27 protein-coding genes and 1 riboswitch are annotated in these 26,652 nt (G+C 44.8%); of the genes, 6 read left to right on the top strand and 21 right to left on the bottom strand.

Annotated features, from left to right (window positions below; translation table 11 throughout):
* Positions 1–23 precede the first annotated feature (23 nt).
* The 8 genes from ABD734_RS11635 to ABD734_RS11670 all read right to left on the bottom strand — a co-directional run bounded on the left by ABD734_RS11635 (position 24) and on the right by ABD734_RS11670 (position 9,331).
* Complete coding sequence (locus ABD734_RS11635; RefSeq protein WP_344704504.1) at positions 24–1,241, bottom strand: C40 family peptidase; 1,218 nt, start codon at positions 1,239–1,241, stop codon at positions 24–26.
* Positions 1,242–1,570: 329 nt separating this feature from the next.
* The gene (locus ABD734_RS11640; protein ID WP_344704506.1) at positions 1,571–1,957 is read right to left on the bottom strand and encodes a c-type cytochrome; all 387 of its coding nucleotides are present in this window, start codon (positions 1,955–1,957) and stop codon (positions 1,571–1,573) included.
* Positions 1,958–2,079: 122 nt separating this feature from the next.
* Positions 2,080–3,190 (bottom strand): peptide chain release factor 2 gene (gene prfB, locus ABD734_RS11645; RefSeq protein ID WP_344704508.1). Its coding sequence is split into 2 segments (ribosomal slippage): positions 2,080–3,117 and positions 3,119–3,190, totalling 1,110 coding nucleotides; the frame shifts between segments, so codons are not numbered across the junction.
* Positions 3,191–3,207: 17 nt separating this feature from the next.
* Positions 3,208–5,727 carry a preprotein translocase subunit SecA gene (secA, locus tag ABD734_RS11650; protein WP_344704510.1) on the bottom strand — a complete coding sequence of 840 codons (2,520 nt, stop codon included), beginning with the start codon at positions 5,725–5,727 and terminating at the stop codon, positions 3,208–3,210.
* 152 nt (positions 5,728–5,879) lie between these two features.
* Entirely contained in the window at positions 5,880–6,434 is a 555-nt protein-coding gene (gene hpf / locus ABD734_RS11655; protein ID WP_344704512.1) for a ribosome hibernation-promoting factor, HPF/YfiA family, read from the bottom strand.
* A 55-nt stretch (positions 6,435–6,489) separates the two neighbouring features.
* The gene (locus ABD734_RS11660; RefSeq protein WP_344704514.1) at positions 6,490–7,155 is read right to left on the bottom strand and encodes a ComF family protein; all 666 of its coding nucleotides are present in this window, start codon (positions 7,153–7,155) and stop codon (positions 6,490–6,492) included.
* Positions 7,152–8,402 (bottom strand): DEAD/DEAH box helicase family protein, encoded by a 1,251-nt coding sequence (locus tag ABD734_RS11665; protein ID WP_344704516.1) that lies wholly within the window; start codon positions 8,400–8,402, stop codon positions 7,152–7,154. The genes ABD734_RS11660 and ABD734_RS11665 overlap by 4 nt, the downstream gene beginning before the upstream one ends.
* Positions 8,403–8,458: 56 nt before the next feature.
* Positions 8,459–9,331 (bottom strand): DegV family protein, encoded by an 873-nt coding sequence (locus tag ABD734_RS11670; protein ID WP_344704518.1) that lies wholly within the window; start codon positions 9,329–9,331, stop codon positions 8,459–8,461.
* A 98-nt stretch (positions 9,332–9,429) separates the two neighbouring features.
* Between ABD734_RS11670 and ABD734_RS11675 the strand changes: the two genes are divergently transcribed.
* Positions 9,430–10,062, top strand: coding sequence for a YigZ family protein (locus ABD734_RS11675; RefSeq protein WP_344704520.1), 633 nt, complete (start codon positions 9,430–9,432; stop codon positions 10,060–10,062).
* Here ABD734_RS11675 and ABD734_RS11680 read toward each other — a convergent pair whose 3' ends face one another.
* Positions 10,063–11,115 (bottom strand): glycosyltransferase family 4 protein, encoded by a 1,053-nt coding sequence (locus ABD734_RS11680; RefSeq protein WP_344704522.1) that lies wholly within the window; start codon positions 11,113–11,115, stop codon positions 10,063–10,065.
* 146 nt (positions 11,116–11,261) lie between these two features.
* Between ABD734_RS11680 and ABD734_RS11685 the strand changes: the two genes are divergently transcribed.
* Both ABD734_RS11685 and gdpS read left to right on the top strand, forming a co-directional pair.
* A complete protein-coding gene (locus ABD734_RS11685) occupies positions 11,262–12,215 on the top strand; it encodes an LCP family glycopolymer transferase (RefSeq protein WP_344704524.1) in 954 nt (317 codons plus the stop codon).
* 22 nt (positions 12,216–12,237) lie between these two features.
* The gene (gene gdpS / locus ABD734_RS11690) at positions 12,238–13,284 is read left to right on the top strand and encodes a GGDEF domain-containing protein GdpS (RefSeq protein ID WP_344704526.1); all 1,047 of its coding nucleotides are present in this window, start codon (positions 12,238–12,240) and stop codon (positions 13,282–13,284) included.
* 24 nt (positions 13,285–13,308) lie between these two features.
* Here the strand turns inward: gdpS and ytxJ are convergent, their stop codons facing one another.
* Positions 13,309–13,629: a bacillithiol system redox-active protein YtxJ gene (gene ytxJ, locus ABD734_RS11695; protein WP_344704528.1), complete on the bottom strand. Its 321-nt coding sequence runs from the start codon at positions 13,627–13,629 to the stop codon at positions 13,309–13,311.
* A 114-nt stretch (positions 13,630–13,743) separates the two neighbouring features.
* Between ytxJ and ABD734_RS11700 the strand changes: the two genes are divergently transcribed.
* A complete protein-coding gene (locus ABD734_RS11700) occupies positions 13,744–13,983 on the top strand; it encodes a hypothetical protein (protein ID WP_344704530.1) in 240 nt (79 codons plus the stop codon).
* 11 nt (positions 13,984–13,994) lie between these two features.
* Here the strand turns inward: ABD734_RS11700 and ABD734_RS11705 are convergent, their stop codons facing one another.
* On the bottom strand, positions 13,995–14,891 hold the full coding sequence (locus ABD734_RS11705) for an EMYY motif lipoprotein (RefSeq protein ID WP_344704532.1): 897 nt from the start codon (positions 14,889–14,891) through the stop codon (positions 13,995–13,997).
* A gap of 154 nt (positions 14,892–15,045) precedes the next feature.
* On the opposite strand from ABD734_RS11705, the gene murB reads away from it, so the two are divergent.
* Entirely contained in the window at positions 15,046–15,987 is a 942-nt protein-coding gene (gene murB / locus ABD734_RS11710; RefSeq protein ID WP_344704534.1) for a UDP-N-acetylmuramate dehydrogenase, read from the top strand.
* A gap of 23 nt (positions 15,988–16,010) precedes the next feature.
* Here murB and ABD734_RS11715 read toward each other — a convergent pair whose 3' ends face one another.
* The 10 genes from ABD734_RS11715 to ribD form a co-directional block, all read right to left on the bottom strand.
* On the bottom strand, positions 16,011–17,048 hold the full coding sequence (locus tag ABD734_RS11715) for a siderophore ABC transporter substrate-binding protein (RefSeq protein ID WP_344704536.1): 1,038 nt from the start codon (positions 17,046–17,048) through the stop codon (positions 16,011–16,013).
* 94 nt (positions 17,049–17,142) lie between these two features.
* Positions 17,143–17,952, bottom strand: a complete 810-nt coding sequence (locus tag ABD734_RS11720) for an iron ABC transporter ATP-binding protein (RefSeq protein ID WP_344704538.1) — start codon at positions 17,950–17,952, stop codon at positions 17,143–17,145.
* A complete protein-coding gene (locus tag ABD734_RS11725) occupies positions 17,949–18,908 on the bottom strand; it encodes an iron chelate uptake ABC transporter family permease subunit (protein WP_344704540.1) in 960 nt (319 codons plus the stop codon). Before ABD734_RS11725 ends, ABD734_RS11720 begins: the two co-directional genes overlap by 4 nt.
* Entirely contained in the window at positions 18,901–19,869 is a 969-nt protein-coding gene (locus tag ABD734_RS11730) for an ABC transporter permease (protein ID WP_344704542.1), read from the bottom strand. The genes ABD734_RS11725 and ABD734_RS11730 overlap by 8 nt, the downstream gene beginning before the upstream one ends.
* Before the next feature lie 138 nt (positions 19,870–20,007).
* On the bottom strand, positions 20,008–20,685 hold the full coding sequence (locus ABD734_RS11735; protein ID WP_344704544.1) for an SDR family oxidoreductase: 678 nt from the start codon (positions 20,683–20,685) through the stop codon (positions 20,008–20,010).
* A gap of 100 nt (positions 20,686–20,785) precedes the next feature.
* Positions 20,786–21,199, bottom strand: coding sequence for a FixH family protein (locus ABD734_RS11740; RefSeq protein WP_344704546.1), 414 nt, complete (start codon positions 21,197–21,199; stop codon positions 20,786–20,788).
* Between the two features lie 120 nt (positions 21,200–21,319).
* Positions 21,320–21,784 carry a 6,7-dimethyl-8-ribityllumazine synthase gene (ribH, locus tag ABD734_RS11745; protein WP_344704548.1) on the bottom strand — a complete coding sequence of 155 codons (465 nt, stop codon included), beginning with the start codon at positions 21,782–21,784 and terminating at the stop codon, positions 21,320–21,322.
* A 12-nt stretch (positions 21,785–21,796) separates the two neighbouring features.
* Positions 21,797–22,969 carry a 3,4-dihydroxy-2-butanone-4-phosphate synthase gene (ribB, locus tag ABD734_RS11750; RefSeq protein ID WP_344704550.1) on the bottom strand — a complete coding sequence of 391 codons (1,173 nt, stop codon included), beginning with the start codon at positions 22,967–22,969 and terminating at the stop codon, positions 21,797–21,799.
* Positions 22,962–23,600, bottom strand: coding sequence for a riboflavin synthase (locus ABD734_RS11755; protein WP_344704552.1), 639 nt, complete (start codon positions 23,598–23,600; stop codon positions 22,962–22,964). Before ABD734_RS11755 ends, ribB begins: the two co-directional genes overlap by 8 nt.
* A 4-nt stretch (positions 23,601–23,604) precedes the next feature.
* Entirely contained in the window at positions 23,605–24,639 is a 1,035-nt protein-coding gene (gene ribD, locus ABD734_RS11760) for a bifunctional diaminohydroxyphosphoribosylaminopyrimidine deaminase/5-amino-6-(5-phosphoribosylamino)uracil reductase RibD (RefSeq protein ID WP_344704554.1), read from the bottom strand.
* A gap of 163 nt (positions 24,640–24,802) precedes the next feature.
* Positions 24,803–24,931, bottom strand: a riboswitch (FMN riboswitch).
* A 189-nt stretch (positions 24,932–25,120) separates the two neighbouring features.
* Here ribD and ABD734_RS11765 point away from each other — a divergent pair.
* On the top strand, positions 25,121–26,596 hold the full coding sequence (locus ABD734_RS11765; RefSeq protein ID WP_344704556.1) for a Na+/H+ antiporter NhaC family protein: 1,476 nt from the start codon (positions 25,121–25,123) through the stop codon (positions 26,594–26,596).
* The last annotated feature ends 56 nt before the right edge of the window (positions 26,597–26,652 follow it).

A 26,652-nucleotide genomic window follows, 5' to 3' on the forward strand; every position in this document is an offset into this window, starting at 1 on the left:
GTCCTGACCTTTTGTTATATGAATTAATATCTGAAGTATCCGTCGATTGAACCGTGCACATAACTTACAGAACGCTGTCCAACACCTTCAGATGGATTCAATGCGTCGACCATTTGGCCATTACCAATGTAGATGCCGACGTGTGAACCGCCATTGAAGAATACAAGATCTCCCGGTTGAGGGTTGGATACTTGTGTGCCTGCTGCCATTTGGCCTGCAGCAGTTCTTGGGAGGTTGACACCTTTAAATGCTTTCATGAACTGTTGGGAAAGGGCTGAACAGTCTACTGCTGTAGAAGTGTTTGCACCATATACATAGCTCTTGCCTGCTGCTACTGAGTGTGCAACAGATGCTGCGTTGCCACCCACATTTGATACTTGCTGACTTTGAGCCTTTTCAGCTTCTTGCTTTTGTGCTTTTGCTTGTTCTGCTTCCCTTTGTTCAATTCTTTGCTGACGTTCTGCTTCAGCTTGCTCAGCTGCGCGTTGTTCCGCTGCCGCCTGTTCTGCTACACGATCTGCTTCAGCTTGTTCTGCCGCACGATCATTGTTTTGTTGCGCTGCCGGTGCAGAAGGTTGCTCTACTGTCTCAGCTTCTGCCGCTTCAGCTTGCTCTGCTGCACGTTGTTCCGCTGCGGCTTGTTCTGCCTCAGCTTGCTCGGCTGCACGATCCGCCTCAGCTTGCGCAACTGCAGAAGATGTTTGATTTTCAACAGTTTCTTCTACTGCTGGTGCTGCCTCAACAACCTCAGTCTGTTCTTCTACAACAGGTGTATCTTCAACAACTTCAGTTTGCTCCTCTACAACAGGTGCAGCTTCAACGACTTCAGTCTGTTCCTCTACAACAGGCGCAGCATTACCAGAGACGATCAATGTTTTACCTGCAAAAATAAGATCGGATGATAGATTATTCCACTCCATGATCTGTTGGTACTCGACATTGAATTTCTGTCCTATTTTAAAGAGAGTATCGCCTGGTTGGATGACGTATGTGCCATCATCAGCCGTCTCGGTTTTTTTAACTTCTTCTTCTTCATCAAGGCTCAGTTGCTCGCCTTCAATAATAAGGTCGCTAGAGAGTCCATTTACTTCTTTAAGCGCAGAAACTGTTGTTCCATGTTCAGTTGCAAGGCCCCAAAGCGTATCTCCACTCTCTACGGTATAATCTGCTGCAGATATATTGCTGGATGCGACACCTGTGAGTGCAGTGACTGTTGCGACTGATAGTAGCGTCTTTTTCATAAGTAAATAAATCCTCCTATTTTTTAAATCTATTGTATATATTTATGTTTATATTTATCCCACTCAGGGTAATTCTGTGTTGTGGTTTAATCTTGAAATGTTTCTTGATGACTACGTTGCACACTATAGCACAGAATATCAGCCATTTGTGCCTTTGTAATACACTTGTAATGTAAAAGAAATCACTGAAATACAGCGTAATATAATGTTAAGCATCAAAAGACCCCTGACTGGAATATTCCAGTCAGGGGTCTTTTACTCATGATTTTATTTTCCAAATGTATATAACAAAATCAATGCACGTTGTCTTCTATGCCGTAATCGACAGCCTATTCACCTGTCTGGCTGGATAACCATTTTACAAGGGCGTCCATCTCTTTTTCATCTGAAACAAGGCCAGCAGGCATACCGTCCCCGCCTTCGTCAATTTGTGTACGTATTTCATCTTCAGACATCTTACTGCCTATATCCGTAAGTGCTGGGCCGGATGCGCCTTCAAGGTTTTCACCGTGACAGCTCATGCAGTTGTTTTGTTCGTATGATTGCTTGGCAAGCTCCGTGTCTCCAGAATCTGCACTGCCTTCCTCCGTGCTGCTTTCTTCCTCAGTACTTGCTTCACCAGTCGATTCCTCTGTGGATTCTTCATCTCCAGAGCCTCCACAGGCACCGAGGACAAGAACCAATGCAAAACTCATAAGTAACCAGAATTTTTTCATTACACTGTCTCCTTTGCAGATATGATATAGACTATATAATTCACTTACCCATCTATGAGAGTGATATAAACATTAATTGAATATTTAAAAACGCCCATACTATAGGGTATGGACGTCGCAACTTAATTTTCATCCATCGTCATGCGCAGGTAGGCATTAATGAAGGGACCAATATCTCCATCCATTACTTTATCGGTATTGCCCACATCCATGTTTGTGCGATGATCCTTTACCATGGAGTATGGGTGGAATACATAGGAGCGGATCTGACTGCCCCATCCTATTTCTTTCTGTTCTCCCTTGATGGCATCCATTTCCGCGCGGCGCTCCTCAAGTTCTTTTTGGTAAAGTTTGGACTTGAGCATATTCATCGCTTGTTCCCGGTTTTTGATCTGGGACCGTTCATTTTGACAAGTCACGACAATTCCGGTTGGATGGTGCGTGATTCTGACAGCTGAATCTGATGTATTGACATGCTGTCCCCCGGCTCCGCTGGAGCGGTACGTATCCACATTGATGTCATCTGGCTTAATTTCAATTTCGATATCCTTATTGTCGAATTGTGGCGTGACTTCGCAGGAGACGAAAGAGGTGTGTCTACGTCCCGATGAATCAAACGGAGATATCCGCACCAGTCGGTGGACTCCCTTTTCCGCTTTTAAAAGTCCATAACTGTTCAATCCTCTGATGAGCAGCGTTACACTTTTAACCCCAGCTTCGTCCCCTGACTGGTAATCAAGTGTCTCTACTTTGAAGCCCTGTTGGTCGGCATACCGTTGATACATCCTGAGCAGCATCTCAGCCCAGTCTTGGGACTCGGTGCCGCCTGCTCCAGGGTGCAGTTCGAGAATAGCATCCAGTTCGTCGTGTTCATTGTTAAGCAGCATATTCAACTCAAATTTGTCGATTTTAGCACGCACCTGATCGACATTTTCTTCGAGCACCTGATACATTTCCTCATCATCTTCTTCTTTGAGCAGCTCGTGGGACACTTCTATATCCTCAACGGCCTCTTCGATGGCATGGAACTCATCTACGACTTTCTTCAAATTGTTGTTCTTATCTATGACTTCCTGTGCCTTCTCCTGATTATCCCAAAAACTTGGGTCTGTCATCTGCTCTTCATACTCTTTGATCTGTGTCTCTTTTTCCTCTAAGTCAAAGAGACCCCCTGAAGTCATCTAATTTACCGTGCATCTCCGTAATGAAGTTCCTGATTTCATGTATTTCCATAATTACCCTTCTTTCTCTTATTTACCATGACAATTCTTATATTTTTTTCCTGACCCGCAAGGACAAGGGTCATTCCGACCCACCCTCATCTCTTTCTTTACCGGTCCTTTTTTGGCTTTTTCCTTACTGTCCCCTGCGTGCATTTCATTTTTTGCAATGACTTGTTCACGCTTGATCTCTTCATCGGACTTGACTTCCGTCTTCATGACATATCGTGCTGTATCGTCCTCAATCGCGACAAGCATATCTTCAAACATCTGCAAGCCTTCATTCTGATATTCCCTAAGAGGGTTGATTTGGCCATATGAGCGCAGATGGATGCCCGTCCTCAGCTGATCCATACTATCTATATGCTCAACCCACTTCTGGTCGATTGTACGCAACATCATCATACGTTCGAATAGTCGCATCTTTTCTGAGCCGAGCTTCTCTTCCTTCGCTGCGAGATCCGTCTGCATTTTTTCCAGGATAAGGGCTGTGATCTCTTCATTTTCACGTCCACGTATTTCGTCAACAGTGATTTCCTCTTCCCATAGATACATATCGGCGACAGTCTGGACAAACTGCTGATAATCTATAAGCTCTTCATCTTCCAGAATATAATAGTCTACGGTGCGTTCGACGGAAGATTCAATCATTCCCATCAGCTGGGCGCGCACATCTTCTTCATCTATCACTTCATTACGTTCTTCGTAGATGATTTCTCTCTGACGGCGCAGCACATCGTCATACTCAAGCAGCTTCTTACGTGCATCGAAGTTGTTGCCTTCTACACGTTTCTGCGCCGATTCGACTGCCCTGGAAATCATTTTGGAAGTCAATTCCTCTTCCGCCATACCCAGTCGCTGCATGGTGTTCTGCATGCGTTCCGACCCGAACCGCCTCATCAGATCGTCTTCTAGGGATAAGTAGAATGTGCTGACTCCAACATCCCCCTGACGGCCTGACCGACCACGCAACTGATCGTCGATGCGGCGGGATTCATGACGTTCTGTCCCTATAACGGCGAGTCCACCCAGTTCAGTCACACCTTCACCGAGCTTGATGTCTGTCCCACGTCCGGCCATATTCGTGGCGATGGTTACAGCACCTTTTTTACCTGCATTGGCGATTATTTCAGCTTCCCGTCCATGATTCTTCGCATTAAGGACATTATGTCTGACTCCTTTTTTGCGGAGCATCTCGGAGAGGTACTCACTTGTCTCTACAGCCACCGTACCTATCAGGACCGGCTGACCTAATCGGTAGCGTTCAACCACTTCTTCTATCACATGCTTGAATTTGAATTCCTTGGTCGAATATATCTTATCAGTGCGGTCAATCCTAGCAAGTGGTTTGTTAGTCGGAATGACAGTTACTTTCATGTTATATATGTTGAGGAATTCCTCTTCTTCGGTCTTGGCTGTACCGGTCATGCCTGAGAGTTTATTGAACTGCCTGAAAAAGTTTTGGAAAGTAATCGATGCCATTGTTTTTGATTCATTTTGGATATCGACGCCCTCTTTAGCTTCGATGGCTTGGTGCAGTCCATCAGAAAATCTGCGTCCTTTCATCTTTCTTCCTGTAAACTGATCGACTATGACGATCTTTTCATCTTCCACCACATAATCGATGTCGTTTTGCATTGAGAAGTGGGCCTTCAACGCCTGATTGATATGGTGCAGAAGGTTAACATGTTTGACATCGTACAGGTTGTCGACTTTAAACCATTTTTCGGCCTTTTCCATACCTTCATCGTTCAATTGGATGTTTTTCGTTTTCACATCATAAGTGAAATCTTCATCCTCCTTCAACATCTTCACGAAAGCGTTGGCTCTGATATATTGTGTATTCGACTGATCAGCTTTACCGGAGATGATCAGTGGTGTACGTGCTTCATCGATTAAAATGGAATCGACTTCATCGATGATCGCATAATTCAGTGTCCGTAGAACACGATCTTTCTTATATGTCACCATGTTATCCCTTAAATAGTCGAATCCAAGTTCATTGTTTGTCGTATATGTTATATCGGCATTGAAAGCTTCCCTTTTTTCTTCACTGTTTTTGGCATTCATGTTTAATCCTACACTCAACCCAAGGAAATTGTAGAGAACGGACATTTCTTCCATCTGGGTGGCGGAAAGATATTCGTTGACAGTGATTACATGAACTCCTTTGCCGGTCAATGCATTCAAATATACTGGCATCGTTGCTGTAAGCGTTTTACCTTCACCAGTTTTCATTTCAGCGATATCGCCTTTATGAAGTGTCATGCCCCCCATAATCTGTACTGGGTACGGCTCAAGTCCAAGCGTCCGTTTTGAAGCTTCTCTGACTGTGGCAAATGCTTCAGGAAGAATTTCATCAAGCATCTTGTCTTCTTTATCATCTTCGACTTCGGAAAGTTTTGCTTTGAATTCATCCGTCTTCGCCTGCAGTTGACTGTCTGACATTTTAGTGAATTCTTCTTTATACGCCTCGACTTTATCTGCGATCTTCTGGAGAGAACGCAACTCCCGTTTATTGCCGTCAAAGACTTTGTCCAAAATACTCATGGATTTCTCTCCTCACTAATTTCACTCTATATTCATTCAATAATAATATCACTAAATAGGCTAAAAATAAAATGAACGAATCAAAAAGGATCCCTGGCCGACTATAGCCAGGGATCCTCTTTAACAAGTCTCAAAAAGCATGCAACCAATCTTTAATTGGTTTCGATAAGACCGTATTTACCGTCTCTACGTTTATAGACAATGCTTGTACCATCAGTTTCCCTATCATTGAAGATGAAGAAATCATGGCCGAGCATATTCATCTGCAGCACTGCTTCTTCCGAATCCATCGGTTTAAGCTGGAATTGCTTTGAACGGACAATTTCAGATGTCTCCTCCGCCTCTTCGTCCTTGCCGTCTGCAGCATCGAGTGTTGCAAGGAAATCCTGCTCCGGATTCTTCTCCCTGAACTTGCGGTTGATTTTAGTCTTATGTTTCCTGATTTGTCTCTCCAGCTTGTCGATGATCAGATCGACGGCTGCGTACAGGTCATCATGGCTTTCTTCAGCCCGCAGAGTCAGGTCTTTCATAGGAATTGTGATTTCAACTTTTGCCTTCTTGTTATTATAGGTCTTGATGTTGACATGAGCGTGTGTATTGGGAGCATTAGTGAAGTAACGTTCCAGTTTGCCCACTTTTTCTTCTATGTGGCTTCTGATGGCGTCTGTTACTTCAATGTTCTCTCCTCGAATTTCACATCTTATCATGATGAAACCCCTCCTTGAGTACGTTATTCTTTCTACTTTCATTATATCAGAATGTTCATGCTTTGGAAAACGTTAACACATCGATTGAGGATGGGGAAATGGTGTAGAGTTTCTCCAGCGCATGGTGCACCGTCATGCCGGTCGTATATATATCATCAACCAGCAGAAGGCGTTGGTCGCGCAATTGACTCCCGTTCAAGACACTGAAAGGATTCTCCCCATTGATTCTCAGCACCTTACTCAGCTCAGACTGTCTGGCCCTATCGGTGGTGGCAAGCGCCTCTTTATAGACTATCCGTTTCTGATCAAGCACCGTTGTCGTCTGATTATATCCACGTTCTCTAAACCGATTTTCGGACAACGGGATGGGGATGACGGCATCGTATCCTCGCAGATCTATATCCAGCAACTCCGCGAGAACTTCTGACAGTGCGTAATCCCCCATGAACTTATATCTATGGAACAGCATTTTAACTGTTTGATTGTATTCCAAGAGGCAAGTAATCTTAGCGGGTGGCGTGAAACGCCGCTTTAGAAAATCACAATCCATGCATTTCTGCCACCCTTCTTCCATCAGGCGGTGACAGAAATCACAGCGCAGGCCGGCACGCCATTCTGTAAGCAGTTCCCGGCAAACGGGACATAGGGGGCGGGGGGTCTTGAAAAGGGTGATTATATCAGGTTCTTCCTGGATGTTTGAATGACAGTACAGGCAGATCATATCCTGACCCTTCCTGAATTGAAGGATTTGAGCATCTTCTGCGCAGCCGTGATGGAAGAAGTCCTATAGGCAGCCATAAAACAAATATTGCCGACAGGATCTGTCCACTTCCTCCCGACCCTCCCGCACATCTGCACAAGGCTCTCTTTGCTGAATCTTTCTGCATGGATGATGATCACATCCAGCCGATCGAACGTCACGCCGCGTTCCAGGATGGTGGTCGTAAAGAGAATATCAGTTTCCCCTGCTCGCATACGGGCCACTTTACCGTCGCGGTCAGGATCAGCACTATACACTGTTTCGATTGTTGGGAATTCGGGCAGCATCAGCTGATGCATCTTTTTCATCAATGCAATATCCGGGAAGAACACCATCACTTTCCTCTCGTCATGCAAGACACGTTCCAGTTCTTTTGTGCAGACGGCGGGTACCTTGTTCCTATGGACGCTCTTTCTAACGTCAATATACCGCATGTATGGTATGGCGAGCTTGTAGCCATGAAAGCGTTCCGGTAGAATTACCACGTTTTCTTTACCGACCTGCCTGATCAGTTGCCGCGATGGGGTCGCCGACATATAAATGATTGATGCCCTCTCCCTGCAAGCCCGGCTGATTGATTGCATGAGCAGTGGGTCTTCCGGCAAGGGGAAAGCATCAGTCTCGTCGACGATGACAAAATCAAAATGATCGATATAGTTATAGAGCTGATGGATGGTACAGACGACGAAGTGATGGTCCCGAACCTGTTTGACGCCATCATACATGAGGCTTATGGCACTGTCCGAAAAGGCCGCCTCCAACCTGATGTACACTTCTTTTACCACATCGATTCTCGGAGAGACGAAGGCAACATTCATCCCGTTCTGCCTTGCCCGTGAAATAGCCGCAAACGTCATCTCAGTCTTGCCTGCACCAGTCACTGCGTATAGGAGCAGATGCTGACGCCTCTCCAAAGCCCCGATGATCCTATCTGAAGCATAAGCCTGCTGCTTCGTCAGTTTGAAATCCAAAATGTACCCGGCGCTATCGAAACAGTCTGGGGGCGTGCTGCAGTATAGTGGTGCCATTGTGTCTGCCCGTCCTAGATTCGCGCATTTCAAGCAGTAGGATACCAGTTTTTCGTGCAAAGGCGATCGATATGTATAAAAATACTGACGTCGTTCATTGCCACAGCGATGACACTTTGGAATGGTGATGTCGACACCTTCTTTTTTATAGGGTATTGTACCTGTCCGCTCCAATATCATTTATTCGCTCCCTTTCCCCATTAAAAAAGACGCAGTAAACAAACTGCGCCTTTTCCCTAATATTCTGTATCCACCTCGAAAGTGGTATAACCCAAGCCCAACGCACCCTCACCAAGATGCGTTGCAATGACAGGGCCAAAATAACTCAATCTAAACGTAATATCCGGATACTCCGAATGGAGCTTCTCCATCCAACGCCTGCCTTCTTCTTCAGCGTTGCTGTGGATGACCACAGCAGTCACCGGTTTACCTTTATGTTTTTCCATTTCCTTCGCAAAAATTTCTTCTACGCGCTTTAACGCCTTCTTTTTAGTCCGTATCTTTTCGAAGGGTACAATCTTCGCATTCTGGAATTCCAGTATCGGCTTGACCTGCAATAGGCTGCCTATCATTGCTTGGGCGTTTGATAGGCGCCCTCCCTTCTGAAGGTTAGTCAATGTGTCTACTACGAAATAAGCATTCGTATGCTTTTTCCGCTTCATATCCTCCAGCCGATCCATCAAACTGTCCAAGGGCATGTCGGCCTTATGCTGAGCCGCATAAAGAGCCATGAAACCCTGTACATAGCAGGCGATCTCTGTGTCGACGGCATGGACCTTGATGCCATCGACGCTCTCTCCGGCCGCCATGGCGTTCTGATAGGTCCCGCTTATCTCACTAGACAGATGCACACTGATTACGTCTGTATACCCCTCACTCCTCAAAGCTTCAAGGAGTAGGATGTAATCGCCTATCGACGGCTGACTTGTACCGGGCAGGTCGGCCATCTTGTTCATCTTTTCAAAGAATGCTCCTGCATCTATATCTTCATCTTCCCTATAGGCTGTATCTTCAATGACTACATTAAGAGGGATGGTCCGGATATCATACTTCTTCTTCAGCCCTTCGGGCAGATAGGACGTAGAGTCCACCACCACCGCTATCTTCATACTCGCCCCTCCAATTCCCGATTCACACTTGATAACAGTTTACTACATTCCAATCGCTTTCGTCCATGTGTTAATATATTTTTAAGAGGTGAAAATGGATGGAACAAGAATATATGAACAGAACCGATGAATCTGTTGAAACCATCATCAATAAATCACGCTTCATCACATACATTTCACGCACCGATACAGAAGAAGCGGCAAAGGCATTCATCGCTTCGATCAAAGCAGAGCATAAGGATGCGACCCATAACTGCAGCGCATACATCATTACAAAGAGTGCGATGATCCAAAAGGCGGACGATGATGGTGAACCTTCAGGCACAGCAGGCGTCCCCATACTGGAAGTGCTGAAACGAGAAGCCCTTTATAATGTCACGGTTGTAGTCACCCGCTACTTCGGCGGTATAAAATTAGGGGCCGGCGGATTGATACGTGCGTACTCCGGAGCTGCAGCCAAAGCAGTGGAGGCAGCAGGTAAAGTCGTCGAAATCGATGTAGTGCCATGCAGAGTGACTATGGATTATACCTATACCAGTAGATTCGAACATACAATCGCTGATACGGATATTGAGATAAAAGACATTGCATATACCGATAAGGTTGCATACCTACTTCATGTGAAGATTGATGATATGGAGTTTTTCCGCACCCGTCTCAAGGAAATCACAAAAGACACTTCCAGCCTGGAAGAGATGGATATCATCCAGGCTGAAAGTGCCGTCAGCTGATTATGGCAGTATGCGATGGAAAATCTTTCTGGCAAAGTTAAGGACCGGCTTCCAGTCACTATCCACCAGATTGATCGCCTCAACGATTATCTCGGTTGTGAGGATCAAGAGCAACGACATGATGATGGCACCGGGTATCGTCGAAAAATAGAGGATGATGCTCGCCCCGGAATAGAGAAGCGCGATGAAATAGATCAACACTACACTTTCAGCATGCGAATACCCAAGATTCTGCAGCCGATGGTGGATGTGGCTACGGTCCGCTTTGACCAGAGATACATTGCTGCGATACCTTCTTAATGCAGCGAAGAACATGTCGATGAAAGGAACTGCGAGAATGATGATCGGGAAGAAAAGTGAGATGAGGGTGATGTTTTTAAAGCCCATCAACGATACCACGCTGATTATGAAACCAAGCAGCATCGCCCCGTTATCACCAAGAAATATCTTCGCCGGATGGAAATTGTAAACCAGAAACCCAATACACGCCCCGATAAGGATTGCACAGATCATCATGACAAAGATATTGCCCTGGAGAATCGTGATGAATGCGATACTTGAAAGAGCGATTACGGAGACTCCTGTAGCGAGCCCATCCAATCCATCTATCAGATTGATCGCATTCAGGATACCGACTATCCAGATGATGGTTATCGGTATGGAAAATACACCGAATTCGATTTCGATGCCGAATGGAGTCACACTGTCGATCACCACATCATAAAATACCGGGACTAGACTTGCTGCAATCTGTCCTACTAGCTTAAGGCCAGGTTTGAGGTCGTATTTATCATCGATGATGCCCACGATTACGATGACGACTCCGCCGAATATGATTGCCTTGTACTCAGCTTCTATCGGACGTGAGATGATGACACCGATAATGAACGATATCAAAATCACCACACCACCAAGGTATGGAATGGGTGTCCGATGGACTTTTCTGTTGTTTGGATAGTCGACAAAACCGAATTTACGACTAACCCATATGAAGAGCGGTGTCAGAATCAATGAAATAAGAAACGAAACCGTCAATAAAAATAGAGTATACATTCCATCACCATCACTAGTTATTTCCAACCCACTATATCATATTAGCCTTCAATTATGTATCGGTCATCCATCTTACTACATATATAATTTTAATTAAACTCAAATTCGTTGTATAATTATCTTAATCAAGAAAAAGGAGATCTAATATGAATAGAACAACAGGCGGGATGCATCCCGTCCTCAAAATATTACTCACTCTGCTCATCATCTCAGTCATCTTATTGATCGGTATTTTTGCTTATGTATATCTGCAGTTGAAAGGTGCTGCAAATGACATGTACGATGATGATTTCACATCAGAAACCTCAGACCTCAGGGAGACGGATGTGAGCTTCAAAGACGGCGACCCCATCTCCGTCGTCCTCTTCGGGACCGATGATGATGAGTCCCGGAATGCAAGCGGTATGGGGCAGCGTTCCGACACCATCATGGTGGTGACGCTCAACCCGAACACCGATGAAGGTCGCATGCTCAGTATACCGAGGGACACACGTACAGAGATCGTAGGCCGTGACACAGTAGAAAAGATCAACCACGCCTATGCCTATGGGGGTCCTGAGATGGCATCCCGTACAGTGGAAAACTTCCTAGATATGCCGATAGACCACTTCCTTTCGATAAATATGGATGGGTTCACCACCATAGTCGATGAACTTGGTGGCATCACGGTTACAAGCGAAGACACCTTCGAACAATCCGGCTACCAGTTTACAGCTGGCGAAACCTATGAGATGGACGGGGATATGGCCCTCGCCTTTTCCAGAAGCCGTAAATCCGAAGGTGCGGGCGGCGACTCGGGAAGACAGAAGAGACAACAGCAAGTAGTTGAAAGCATCGGTCAGGAAATGCTTAGCCTTAAAACAGTAGCGAACCTCGGTTCAATCCTGGATGTCATGGGTGGGAATGTCCGTACCAATATCCCATTCAAGGAGATGAATGCCTTTCGTTCCAACTATCAGAAGGCTGCGCAAAATATAGAACGTCTGACTCTTGAAGGGACGGATCAGAGGCTGGACGATGGTCTATGGTATTTTATTCCTGATGATTCTTCATTTAATTCGACAAGAAACGAATTACGTGAAAATCTAGATCTGGAATAGTTAAGATTTAGGAGGGACAGGCATGCTCATCGATTTCGTACTCAATATATCCATCACGATCAGTGGTATCTACCTGTTCCATCGCCTGCAGTATATCGAGGACCGCAAATTCATGGATTCCGATATTTTCCAGGCGTTGCTGATGACTACCATAGCTGTTCTGCTGTTGATGGTGCCGCTGCACTTGGCGGGGATGACGTTCAGTCTATATTTCATACCTTTGTTGATTCTGGTCAAGTACAGCGCCACCCACCTCATCATCGGCGCTGTCGGGGTCGTCTATCTCTTTCATCATATGATTTTTGATTTTCAATGGCAGATCTATCTGATATTCTTCATCCTCTATTTTTTCATCATGATGATACTGCCCTTCGTCCGTATCCAGAAACTGCAGTCACTGACAGCAACCACCGTCATCTTTACGCTGTTTTATGTAATCAGCATTCATATGTTCGTTCAGCCCCTTACCTTATGGCAGATGCTTCTGTTCATCGGGGCAAGTACGGTGGTGATGTTTACTGCCGTGATGATGTATGAAGATGTAAATGCAATCCTTGCCCTTTTGAAACGGTATGAAGAAGAAGAGTACAAAGATTACCTGACCCAACTCGGCAATGTTAAATCCCTGGATAATGCGGTCACCGAACTCATGGACGAGTCCGATACACTCAGCCTTCTGCTTATTGATATAGACAATTTCAGTCTGATCAACGATAAGTATACCCATACTTCTGGCGATGCCTTGATTAAACAGATGGCCCATCTACTGGATAACCATGTACCAAGTGGCGGTACTTTGTACAGGAGTAGCGGAGAAGAGTTTTCGATGGTGATGAAAGATCTCTCGTTCGACCGTACGGTACGCCTGGCTGAAGCGATTCGCAATAGCGTCGAGCGGGCGCGTTTCCATGTCAGCGAAACTGAGAATGTCCGGTTGACGGTGTCCATAGGCATCGCCTATCAACCCCTGGCCCCGGAAACAAAAGGCAGGTTGTTCAAGGAAGCAGATGATATGCTTCACGCTGCGAAGAAACAGGGAGAGAATAGAGTAATGTTCAATCCATTATAAAAAAACCAGGACATTGTCCTGGTTTTAATCTTCAACGGCAGAAAGACTTTTGAGTGTAATGTTACTATGCGAGTCTTGCCATCTCACTTCTTCATTCTCAAAATAGAATGCCTGAGGCGATTCATGTTTTACGTTGAAGTTTTCTGCAATATAATCGGAGAGATCGCGGTTATTTTGTACGATAAGATAATAGCCGTCCATATCCCTTTCATAATGGAATTTTTGGAACTCTTCGAAGGCTGCTGCTGAAATTGGACACGTACTGCTATGCTTCATGAAGAAAAAACTCTTCTTTTCTTGCAACAACTTTTGAAATGACTCAATCGATGTTGTCTTAGTTATCATTTCATCACCTTCTCATTAACTTCTCATTAAGCTCTTAATAACTTATCATTTATGCTACTATTTGGCAAATCCGATTATGTATTGTGTTATAATGACTTCGATTGGAGGATTCATATGAATAACAAACCACTGAAAAGATGGACATTTTTGGATACTATAAATGCATCACTCTTGATCATCGTCCTTTTGTTCATGCTCGATTTTGAAAACAATGCGACTGTTACAATCATTCTTCTTGCTGTATTCGCTTTTTGGATCGTTACGGTAATCCTGCGGAACATTTTCATTTCAAAGATCGAAAAGGATCCGAACCATCCCATGCATACCAACCAGTCTGAAGAGAATAAGAAATAGAAGACGGGCTTTTAGAGCCCGTCTTCTATTTCTTTCAAGCCTTTCCAGTACTGGTCGTCCAACTGATTGTAAGTGCTCTTATAAGGCAGGATATTCTGGAGCTGAAGTTGTTGGAGTTGCTCGTTATACTCCATAGTCCTCGTGCGTTCCTGATAATATTTTTCGAAACCGTAATACATCTCCAGAGTCAAACTCCTCACCTGCATAGCAATTTCAGTTTCGAGATTCACTTGGTTGAGGGATCGGATGTGCCTATCCACAAGCGGCAATATCACTTCGTTGATGTAGGTGGTCCTATCATCACGCGGTTCATTTTGTTTAAGCTGCTCTGCTTTTCCATCCAGTTCTTCACTGTTTGAATTTATCTGTTCGATTAATTCATCAGTTTCGGTCTCCCCCTCTCCCTTCTGGATGTCTTCAATCACCTGATCGCGCTCTTCCTGATTCTCCATGAACGCCTGGCTTAACTCTATCAATGTCTCATTTGAACGTGCAGATTTATAGTATGTTTCGACATAGCCATTCAACTCATCAACAAATTTTCCCTTCAATTCCAGGCTCTCTTTGTAGGTTTCATGACTCTCCCGTAAATCCTCTTCCGCCACTTCCACTTGCTCCATTTTCATGTTCATCTGTTCAATGAGCGGTTCCACTTCTTCGCTGAGCATGTCATTGAGGGAGGAGAGTTTTTCCAAATCAATCTCCGGATCCCTTGCTGACGTTTCTTCAACCAGAGCTTCAAGGTCGATCTGATTTATTTTATCGTTAAATTCTTCGTCTAATTCATGGATGGTTTCCATGTCACTCATGTATTCTTCATAATTTGCTTGAAGTCCTCTGTCGCAACCGCTTGCCAGCAGGAGTAAAACCATGAAGGTTATGCCTATGATACCTTTTTTCATATGCATGGAGGCCACACTTTCCTATAATTATGGATTCTTACGCTCGCACAACAAATAAAATATAGCACATAATGGAAGTCCCCGCCAATTCCATTGGCAATGTGCGGGCCATTACATTATAATATTATGTAGGTATTTTCTCTTGAAAGGACATATTAAGGTGGATTACAAAAAAATTGCAGAAAATTTAAGTGCTTTACTTGTCAAAGGTACGTTTAAAACCGATGTACCCCTAAAAAAACATACATATACCGAGACTGGCGGAGTAGCAGATTTCTATGTCACTGTATATGATTTTGAGGAGGCTTCCCGCGTCCTTGAATACAGCTACAATAATCGTATCCCGGTCACCTATTTAGGCAATGGTTCAAACATCATTATCCGTGATGGAGGAATCAGAGGCATTGTTCTTAATATGCTTAAGCTGGACTATATAGAAGTCGATGCGGATGTTTTGACGGTCGGCAGTGGTTGCGCCATCATCGATGCCTCAAACTTTGCCAGGGACCATTCGCTGTCAGGCCTCGAGTTTGCATGCGGTATTCCAGGTAGTGTTGGTGGTGCTGTCTATATGAATGCCGGAGCGTATGGCGGAGAAGTGAAAGATTGCCTGTTGGAAGTTACCGTCCTTGATGAGTCTGGTAAAAAGATCGTCCTTCAAAATGGTGAGCTTGAGCTCGGTTACAGGAAAAGCGTCGTGCAGCAAAATGACTATGTAGTAGTGGAAGCAAAGTTTGCATTGAGCACGGGAAACAAGGGTGATATACAAGCTGTCATGGATGATCTTACGGAACGAAGGGAACGGAGGCAACCTTTGGAATATCCTTCCTGCGGCAGTGTCTTCCAGAGACCCCCAGGGAATTTTGCTGGTAAACTTATCCAAGATGCTGGTCTACAGGGCCATCGCATCGGGGGCGTGGAAGTTTCAAAAAAACATGCTGGTTTCATGGTCAACGTCGACAACGGCTCTGCCAGTGACTATGAAGAACTGATAAAACATGTACAAGACAAAGTGTTCAATGAATTCGGTGTCTGGTTGAATCGGGAAGTCCGGATTATCGGCGAACCTGTCTACAGACGATCCAAACGCTATGAACAATAAAAAAAGACCCTTAGGGTCTTTTTTTATTGTTCCAAAGCTTGTTCTACTTCTTCCAGCTGACCAATGGTCGTCATTACGCCACCTGAAGCAAGATACCAAAGTTTCGCATCAAGCTCGACGACCTTATCGTTTTCAATCGCATCAACATTCTGCATGACGGAATTATCCAACACGGAGCCGGATGAAGATTCTCCACCTATGGCACTTCCTCTATCCAGTGCCAAAATAATGCCTGGGTTCTTATCATTGATATATTCATAGCTTATTGCTTGGCCGTGTCCCTTATCGGCAATCTCATCATCGGATGGTTTAATGCCGAGATTGTCATATAGGAAACCATAGCGTCCTCCGGGACCGAATACTGAAAGTTCTCCTTCATTAGCCATGACGAACATCATCGATTTATCAGCATTTTCGGCTTTTTCTTTGACTTCTTCAATTTTTGCATCAAAGTCTTCTATAAGTGCTTCTGCCTCAGAAGATTTATCATAGATCTTGCCGAGCATTTCTGTATAGTGACGGATATCATCGAAGTAGTTCTCACTGGATGGAGAAACATACAGGATTTTAGCATCTGGTGCCGCTTTTTCAAATTCACTGACCATCTGCGAGGTTGCCTGACGAACTGAAATGAGGATCACTTCAGGTTGAAGCTCTGCAATCTTTTCAAAGTTAGGATCTTTCAAAGTCCCCAGATTTTCGTATTTATCATCAGAAAACTTATCGAGTTGATCGGGTATGGTACTTGTCCCCTCACCTTTAGGCAAACCTGCTACACTGTCCGCTTCTCCGAGCTCATCGATTGTAGAGAGTGCACCATAATCGAATACAGCTACACTTTCTGGGTTTTTCGTCACTTCAACCGTTTCGGAAACTTCCTCACTCGCTTCTTCGTCATCGGAAGACTCGTCAGAAATCATATAATTATTCTTGACCTCAACTGTTTCCTTATCTGAACTTGAACCTTCGGCTGCTTCTTCTTCCGATGTTCCTTCAGTATTGCCGCAAGCGGCAAGGATCATGATCATCATGATCGCTAGCAATAAATAAAATTTCTTCATTTCCATTCCTCTTTCCTATGTGTCTTTAGCCCCCACTAAAAACATCCATATATCCGGTAAGAACCCATCACCTCCCTTAATGTCTATGTTCGTATTAGGCACGTGCCTGGTCCTCGATGAAATCATCTACAGTCGCATTCTCATGCTCATCGAAATAGACGCATATCTGCTGTCCATAGATGCATTCTATATTGATATCCATCTCATAGATGTCTTCTAGAACCTCTTTTCTGATGACATCATCTTTTTTACCACTGACTGCGATTTTGCCATCTTTCATTGCAACAATGTTATCTGAATAGCATGAGGCAAAGTTTATATCATGTATTACTATGATTATCGTCTTGTTGCGCTCACGCACCAATCGCCTTAAAATCTGCATTATCTGCACAGAATGCTTCATATCAAGGTTATTGAGGGGTTCATCAAGGAATATATATTCCGTATCTTGGGCAATCGTCATGGCAATGTATACGCGTTGCCTCTGTCCGCCGGACAGCTCATCGATATAACGATCTTCAAAGTCTTCCAATTCCATATAGCTGACGGCTTCATCTATGATTTCATTATCTTTTTGCGTGAGACGACCTTTGGAATAAGGGAAACGACCGAAAGAAATCAGTTCCCTGACAGTAATCTTCAAGTCCATATTATTGGACTGCTTTAGAATTGCAATCTTCTTCGCTAGGGAATCGCTCGGAGCATTGAGTATGTTTTTACCTTCCAGGAGAACTTCTCCACTATCATGGTTCAAAAGACGTGTGACCATGGACAATACTGTACTCTTACCTGCACCGTTGGGGCCTATGAAAGAGGTCACTTTACCCTTGGCAATTGAAACAGATACGTCATTGACTACTTTTTTCTGGCCATAGAATTTGGAAATACCTTTAAGATCGATCATCTTCGACTCTCCTTAAGCATTAATATGATGAAATATACGCCACCTACAAGATTTATGATTACGCTGATCTCGACTGCCTGGTTGAATACATACTGTGTCAAAATCTGTCCGACCAGCAGTGTAATCACTGCAATGAGTGAACTGCCGATAAGCAGATAACGGTGTTTATATGTCTTGAACACCTCGTGGGCCAGGTTTACGACAAGCAAACCAAGGAACATTATAGGACCAACCAGTGCGGTAGATACCGAGACCAATACCGCAATGATGAGAAGCAGCTGGGACACCTTCCTATCATAGTTCACACCCAGGTTTATTGCATGATCACGGCCCAGTGTGATGACATCAAGTGAATGGAAGTCCTTCAGTACTATAAGAAGCATGATCAGCACGATGGCACCGGTAATCCAGAGCAGCTGTTCATTGATTGCATTGAATGAGGCAAACATTGAGCTCTGCAATACGAGGAAGTCATCCGGATTGATGAGCATCTGCATGAATGTCGACAGGCTGCTGAAGAATGTACCCAGGATGATTCCGATTAGCAGCAGCAGGAATACATGGTTCCCTGTCATCTTGAACAGGTACTTGAAGACGAATACAGTAAAGATCACCAACCCGATCATGCTGACCAGATAATTCACGTTGTCGTTCGTAATCAGAGGAGAACGTGCGCCTGCGACAAACACTATTACCGTCTGTATAAATAAATAGACGGAATCGAGCCCCATTATCGATGGAGTCAGGATACGGTTTTTCGTGATAGTCTGAAAGATGACTGTTGATAGGGCAATCGCTATACCCACAATGATCATGGTAGCCACACGGTTTAGACGTGACGGCAATTGATAATAGAGTATATCGAAGTTCAACTGATAGAATGTGTAGAGCCCTGCAATGATGAGTGTTGCAGCTACAAAAATGATGAGTAGCCTGTTGTTCTTTTTATCATGCATTGGATCTCACCCTCCTGAAGACCATAATCAGGAAGATGAAGCTTCCTATGACACCAATCATCAAGCCGATGGAAATTTCATACGGGAAGATGATGATGCGTCCAAGAATGTCACATATCATGACAAAAACGGCTCCAAGCACAGCAGTCAGAAAAATTGTGTTCTTCAGATGATCACCCCGAAATAGTGAAATGATGTTCGGGATAATCAGGCCGAGGAATGGTAACATGCCCACTGTGACCACCACTAATGCTGTGATTACAGCGGTAATAAGCAAGCCAATATTCATCACGCGTTGATAATTGAGCCCAAGGTTTTTTGAAAAGTCGCGACCCATCCCCGCAATTGTAAATTGATTCGCATAATACAATGCAATGATGAGAAAAGGAATGCTTATGTATAATACTTCGTATCGTCCGGAAATGATTATGGAAAAATCACCTTGCAGCCAGCTCGATAATGACTGAATCGAATTCGTCCTCAAGCTCAGGAATGTCGCTACACTGGCGACAACATTACCCAACATCAGACCAATTAATGGAACAAATACCACATCTTTAAATTGGACGCGTTGAATAATCTGCATGAAAAGCATCGTCCCCAAAAGACTGAGTGCCGATGCGAAAATCAGTTTGACGAGCAGACTGGCAGTCGGAAAGAACATCAGAGCCAATAATATACCGAGACGTGCCCAGTCCATAGTACCAGCCGTCGTTGGAGAAACGAACTTATTGCGTGTCAATTGCTGCATAATCAAGCCGGAAACACTGAGTGATGCACCGGAAATGATAATCGCAACTGTTCTCGGCAAGCGGCTTTCCATAATGATATTCTTCTGGTTGTCCGTCAAATCAAACAGATCTCCCGGAGAAAGTTCAACCACCCCGACAAACATCGAGACAATCGAAAGTACTATCAATAATATAATCATGATGTCTAGCCTGAACAGTTTATATATCATTTTAATCCACCTTAATTGATAATGATTATCAGCGATAACCACATGTTCAATTATACACGTCAATGCTTCAATTTCAAGCATTCAAAATCCAATATAATAAAAAAACCACCCGATTGGCATCAGATGGTATCCGGTTGTTTAATTGATTATAATAGTTTCTCCATTCGGTATGTTCTCTTCCCCGTATAGGATGGCCATTATTGTGCTGAGCGCTTCGTGATAAGAGCGCCCCCCTGATTCTTCATAGCGGATGGAAGGTCTGTAGCTTAAGGCGTACACATCCACGTCTTCCCTCCGCAGTTCGGCGGCGGTAGAATGTGTCAATGCCTCGATTGCGCCTGTAACTGTGTAGTAGAGGTTCCTTTCGAAGACATCTTCAAATGACGGTTCAATCACATTGATGATCTTCGCGTCACTCTCGTCCTTCAGCATCGGCCGTAATGTACGGATGCCGAGATAAGTCCCCCATACATGCTCATACATTACCTGGTTGAATTCATCGAATGATACATCATAGACGGAACGGTTTTCCGTAAAGATCCTATGAACCAATACGATGCCATTTAATGTATTGTAATCCTGTTGGATCTCCTCGACCGTCGCTACCCAATCTATCTCTTTCGCCTGTTCCAAAAACACCACTTTGTGCGTGCCCTCAGAACTTTGCTTTAGACCTTCAAAAAGATTTTCCAACTCAGCGTAATCCACCCCCGCCAAAATGACGTTGGCCCCCTCTTGCGCAAGATGCATCGACAGTTCCCTGCCTAAGGGAGTAGCAGCATCCGACACTACATAAGTCTTCTCTTTCAAATTCATCTTTTCCTCCTGATTAAAGCGCCATATCTAGATAAATGCTATCTCTATTGTAAACCTTAAATGGCTGCTTTACAAACTGAAGGATGGCACCTCAGACGGTCTATTCCACCGTCACTTCCTCCTGCGGCATCGTATGAAGACTGAACGCGTCGACGTGCGATATGACTACATAGTCTCCTGGCTCATCAAAAGTATAGTCAATCGTATATGCACCTGCTTCTGAATGTTCCGCTTCAATCTTCTCTATGCTTTCCTCATCTTTTTTGACTTCAAATACAACCTTATCGGCATCTGTCACATTTTCATCATTGGAAGTGACATGCGCGATAAATTCAGCCGTTTCACCAGCTTCCACCGTTCCAGGCACTTCCAAACTGGCTTCCAGTGATTTAATTTCATCACCATTTGAATTTTCATGGCTCATTTCATGATCGTCATCTTCGCCGCCCCCACAGGCGGAAAGCAACAGAACCCCTGAAGTTAATACCGTGAAAAAACCTACTTTCAAATTCATTCGCTACATCTCCTTATTAGTACGTATTTTACAGAGTACCATGGAAAGAAGCGCTCTAGCGCACATAAATATGAACGTTATCTGAAATATATCGGCCCACTCAGGAAGTCTGTGGAATGATTATATTATCTTCTTCATCAAGTTAGCCATCTCAATTGCGCCGAGTGCTGCGTCGGTTCCTTTATTGCCTGCTTTTGTACCGGCCCTCTCCACTGCCTGCTCAATCGTTTCTGTAGTAAGCAGCCCGAACATGACTGGGACACCTGAGGATATAGAAGCGTTTGAAATGCCTTTGGCCGCTTCATTACATACATAGTCATAATGGGTGGTGCTTCCTCGGATTACACATCCCAATGCTACAATCGCATCATATTTCCCCGAGTCGGCCAGGGTCTTGGCGATGAGCGGGATTTCGAAAGCCCCCGGCACATGAAACAGTTCGATGTCTTCAGATTTGATGCCATGGCTGAGCAGAGCACCTTCGGCACCGGTAACGAGGTTGGAAGTGATGAAATCATTGAACCGTCCCGCGACAATCCCGATTTTCAGATCAGTCCCTATCATATTAGCTTCTATTTTATTCATTATCATTTCCTCCTAAAGCATATGTCCAAGCTTCGTTTTTTTGGTCTTCAAGTAATCCTGGTTGATTAGATTCGATTCAACGATATGGCTTTTGTGCTGTACTTTTATCCCTTCAGCCTCAAGCCCCTTTATCTTGCTTGGATTGTTGCTGAATAAAGTGACATGGTCGATGCCCAATTGTCGCAGCATTTCTGCAGCTGCATCATATGTGCGCAGATCCGCATCGAAACCAAGATGCTCATTCGCACTGACTGTGTCATAACCATCTTCTATCAATTCATAGGCCCTCATCTTATTGATCAGACCAATGCCCCGACCTTCTTGTCTCATATATAATATGACGCCATCTTCACGGCTCATGATATTCATGGCCTTTTCGAGCTGCGCACCGCAATCACAGCGAAGGCTACGGAAAACGTCACCGGTCAGGCATTCCGAATGGATTCTGACATTGGTCTTATTGCCTACATTTCCATGTACCAGAGCAAGATGTTCCTGTCCGGTCCCTTTATCGATAAAACCGTAAACTTTAAACGTACCGTATTCGGTAGGCATATTTATGGTCGTCTCCAGAGTGACCGCACCCTTATTTTCAACATGCTTCCTCAATGCCTCAATTGTAATCATCTTGAGGCCATGTTTCCTTTTATATTCAACTAGGTCGTCAACGCGTGCCATCGTACCATCTTCATTCATGATTTCACATATGATGCCGACTTGGGAGGCGCCTGTAAGGCGTGCAAGTTCTACAGAGGCTTCCGTATGTCCCATGCGCTCCCGGACACCCCCTCCTTTCGCTATAAGTGGAAAGACGTGGCCCGGCTTATTGAATTCGGTTGAGTCGACAGTTTTATCGGTCAGGGCCCGGATTGTTCTGAATCGTTCATATGCACTGATTCCAGTTGTAGATGATTTGTGGTCGATGGACGCCGTAAATGCAGTTTTATAAGGATCACTGCTGTCCTCAATCATCAAGGAGAGTCCTGCTTCCTCAGCAATGTCAGCTGAAATCGGCGCACATATCAGTCCGCGTCCGTGAGTGGCCATGAAATTCACTTCAGCCTCGCTGATGAATTCTGCAATGCCTATGAGGTCCCCTTCATTTTCCCGATTCTCGTCGTCTACTGCGATGATCAGTTTCCCAGCCTTAAGGTCCTGTAAAGCCGCTTCAATCGAATCAAACATGGGGCACCTCCTTTCTCGTCGCCTCTCCTGCCTCTAAAGTGCCCCAAGATAATAGATGCTCCACATGCTTCATCAGCATATCTGCCTCTATATTGACGGCACTACCCGGCGCTTTGCTTCCAAGTGTCGTACTGGATTGTGTTTCAGGTATCAGGCTGATGATGACTTCGGAACGGTCGGGCCGCACTCCAAATAATGTCAGACTGATGCCATCTATTGTAATCGACCCTCGATCCAATATATATTTCATCAGCTTCCCAGGACATTGAATATGCATATTAACCGCGCTGCCATCAGTTTCTTTATGCATCACCTTGCCGACACCATCAACATGGCCCGAGACAAAGTGTCCACCGAGTCTCGTGCTCATGGTCAATGCCCGCTCCAGATTCACCATGGTACCTGGTTTTATCGGGCCGAGATTTGTAATCTTTTTGGTCTTGTTGATCATTTCGACTGTGAAACATTCATCATCCAGATGGGTTACAGTCAGACAGACACCATCAATGCTGATGGAGTCACCGATTTTCAAATCATCAAACATGCCTTTCTCTATCATCAGTCGGGTATGCTGTCCTGTATCTTCGACTTCTTCCACTTTGCACACTTGTTCAATTATTCCTGTAAACATATCCTCAAGCCTTTCTATAAGTCAATTTAAGATCAGATTCGAGGCTTTCAACTTTTTCCAGGTCCAGTTGCACAACAGATTCCATTTTTGGAACCTGTGATTGATACAACCCATAACCGGATTCACCAAACAATTTCGGGGCAATATATAAGATGATCCTGTCGTATAATTCTTGTTCTATAAAAGAGGTGAGGGTGCTCGCACCACCTTCTATGAAAAGGGTGGATATCCCTTCTTCGTACAATACTTTCAACACTTCCTCAAGTGGTCTCTCCCCCACTCTGAGATCGCATCGGTCGCTGTATTTCATATTCATTTCATTCGTCGTAAAAATGATCGGCCGGCTATCATGATCGAATATATGCAGATGATCATGCAGCATCCCGTCACCAAGCAGAATGATCGGTACAGGACTGTTCCCTCCCCCGTATACCCGGGCTGTAAGTCGTGGATTATCCCTAAGCAGAGTCGTGCCGCCCACTAGTATGCCGTCGTGGACATGCCTTTCTTCATGGGCATCATACCTTGCGGCCTCTCCCGTTATCCACTTGCTTGTGCCATCACAGAGGGCAAGCTTACCGTCCAGGCTCATGGCGCATTTCAATGTGATTACAGGATACTTCCTCTTCAAATGCGTAAAGAAAGGATGGTAGAAGCTATCTATCTCGGTTTCCTGTTGATGAGCGACTTGAACACCGGTCGCATCCAATACTTCATGTCCTCTTACCTCCACATTCTCATCCTTCGCAGCATAGTACACTTTTTTTATGCCTGCCGCGATTATCGCCTCTGTACAAGGCGGAGTTTTACCATGATGTGAACACGGTTCCAGCGTTACATACATGTCTGAACCTGCAGGGTCTGTATTGCATGCTGCCAGCGCCTGACGCTCAGCATGAGGTTCGCCGTATCCCAAGTGTGCTCCCATGCCGATTATTTTTCCATCCTTCACTATAACTGCACCGACAGCCGGGTTGGTTCCAGTCTGGCCTGAGGTCATTTGGGCAAGTTGTAGCGCCATTTTCATATAATGATTCAATTTCTACCTCCTCAATATAAAAACGCCGATGAATGGATTCATCGGCGCTTAAAGGATTGTATGCAGAAGCAAGCATCCGGATGTGCGCATGTTTGCTGACGCGCATAATCGATGCCTCATTTTAAGGTATGCCAAATAAGCATACTTTAATCAGTATGTTCCACAATTCTCTCTCCCATCCAGACTTTCACTGTCGGCTTCAGATTTCCACTGAATCAGCCACATCAATTATAGATGCAGGTCGCGGGCTCTCACCGCCGGTTGGGAATTTCACCCTGCCCCGAAAGAATGCTTGTATTCAGTTGAAAAACTCTACTACCATCATATGACACACATAGTTTTTGTCAAGCCGCATTACAGAATGTATTGTTTTTATATCGTTTATTATTTGAATATTATCTGTTTTCTGATTATATGTTACTATGGTGGTAATAATCGACATTAAATAATCGTGTCGATTTAATTATGGGGAGGGAGAAAATTGACCGATAACGAAGAATTGGATCGTGCAACTGGAGAAAGGACTGTAAAGAAACTGGATTTCCGTCTGGGACCATTCGGTGCAGCAGTCCCTTTATTGTTTTTTGTAGTGTGGGCAATAACGATCAGTGTAATGCAATTATCATCAGAAGTGGCACTTGTACTGGGAGCAGTAATTGGAGTGACCCTGGGATTGCTCCTGTGCAAAAGCAAATGGGAAGACTATGCCCAAGGATTGTTTGATGGTCTGGCACAACCGGTAGGCCTGATTGCGATGGTGGCCTGGTTCTATGCTGGCATGTTCGCCCAAGTGCTGCAGGTCGGCGGCCTGGTTGAAGGTTTGGTGTGGATTGGTTCTGTGACAGGTGTCGAAGGCGGGCTCTTTGTCGCCCTCACCTTCTTGTTGGCAGCAACTTTCTCGACTGCCGTCGGTACTGGATACGGTACAACTGTTGCTTTCTGTACACTGATGTATCCCGCTGGCGTTGCTGTCGGGGCAGATCCGACATTCATGTTCGCGGCCATTCTGGCTGGAGCAGTATTCGGTGATAACCTCGCACCGGTATCCGATACGACAATTGTTTCTGCAACTACACAGAATGCGGATGTACCCGGGGTTGTCCGCAGTCGCTTCAAATATTCGATTGCTGCAGCGATTCCTGCCGTAATACTGTTTGCCATCTTCGGCGGCGGAGGTGCTTCTACATCTGAACAAGTTTCAACTGCCTCCATATTGGAATCCGTCACGCCGGATGGCCTGATCATGCTGATACCTTTTGCCCTTGTACTTATACTCGCCTTATCCGGTCAACATCTTTTAACGTCTCTCACGTGGGGGATCTTATCAGCCATTCTGCTGGTCTTTACAATAGCCCCTGGGTCACCGGGAGATATTTTAAGCTTTAATTCGGAGTCAGACACAGTCGTTGAAGGAGCGCTAGTTTCAGGGTTGACTGGATATTTTAACATGGCCATACTTATCCTGCTTATAGTTGGTGCAGCGCATCTGATGAGACTCGGCGGAACAATGGCAGCCATAACTGACGGTCTGGTCAAATGGATCAAGAATTCCGTCCGTAGAGCAGAACTTTCCATATGGGCGATAGTTTCCATACTGAACAGCTCAATAACGATCAATACTGCAGCTGAAATTGCTGCTGCCCCATTCGTAAGGGAGATCGGTGAGAAGTATAAAATCCACCGTTACCGCAGGGCGAATATGCTGGATGCAGTGACTTCAGCTTTAGGGTATATTTTCCCGTGGGGCGCGCCCGTCCTATTGGGATGGTCAACGATACAGACAATAAAGAACCAATCATATGATTGGTTGCCTATTGTTGAACCAACAGCAGTGTTTCCATTCGTGTTCCAAGGATGGTTCCTTTTCCTCATTATGCTTTTTGCAGCAATAACAGGATGGGGCTTGAGATATGAAGGGAAAAATGGTGAAGAGGTCAAAGAGAAGCCGGAAGACTAGATATTTCCGCTTCACGATTCCCTCGGTCAAACAAAAAGGCGGCTCGGAGATCTATT

Origin of the sequence: Salinicoccus jeotgali (assembly GCF_039538805.1) — a bacterium.
GTDB lineage: Bacteria > Bacillota > Bacilli > Staphylococcales > Salinicoccaceae > Salinicoccus > Salinicoccus jeotgali.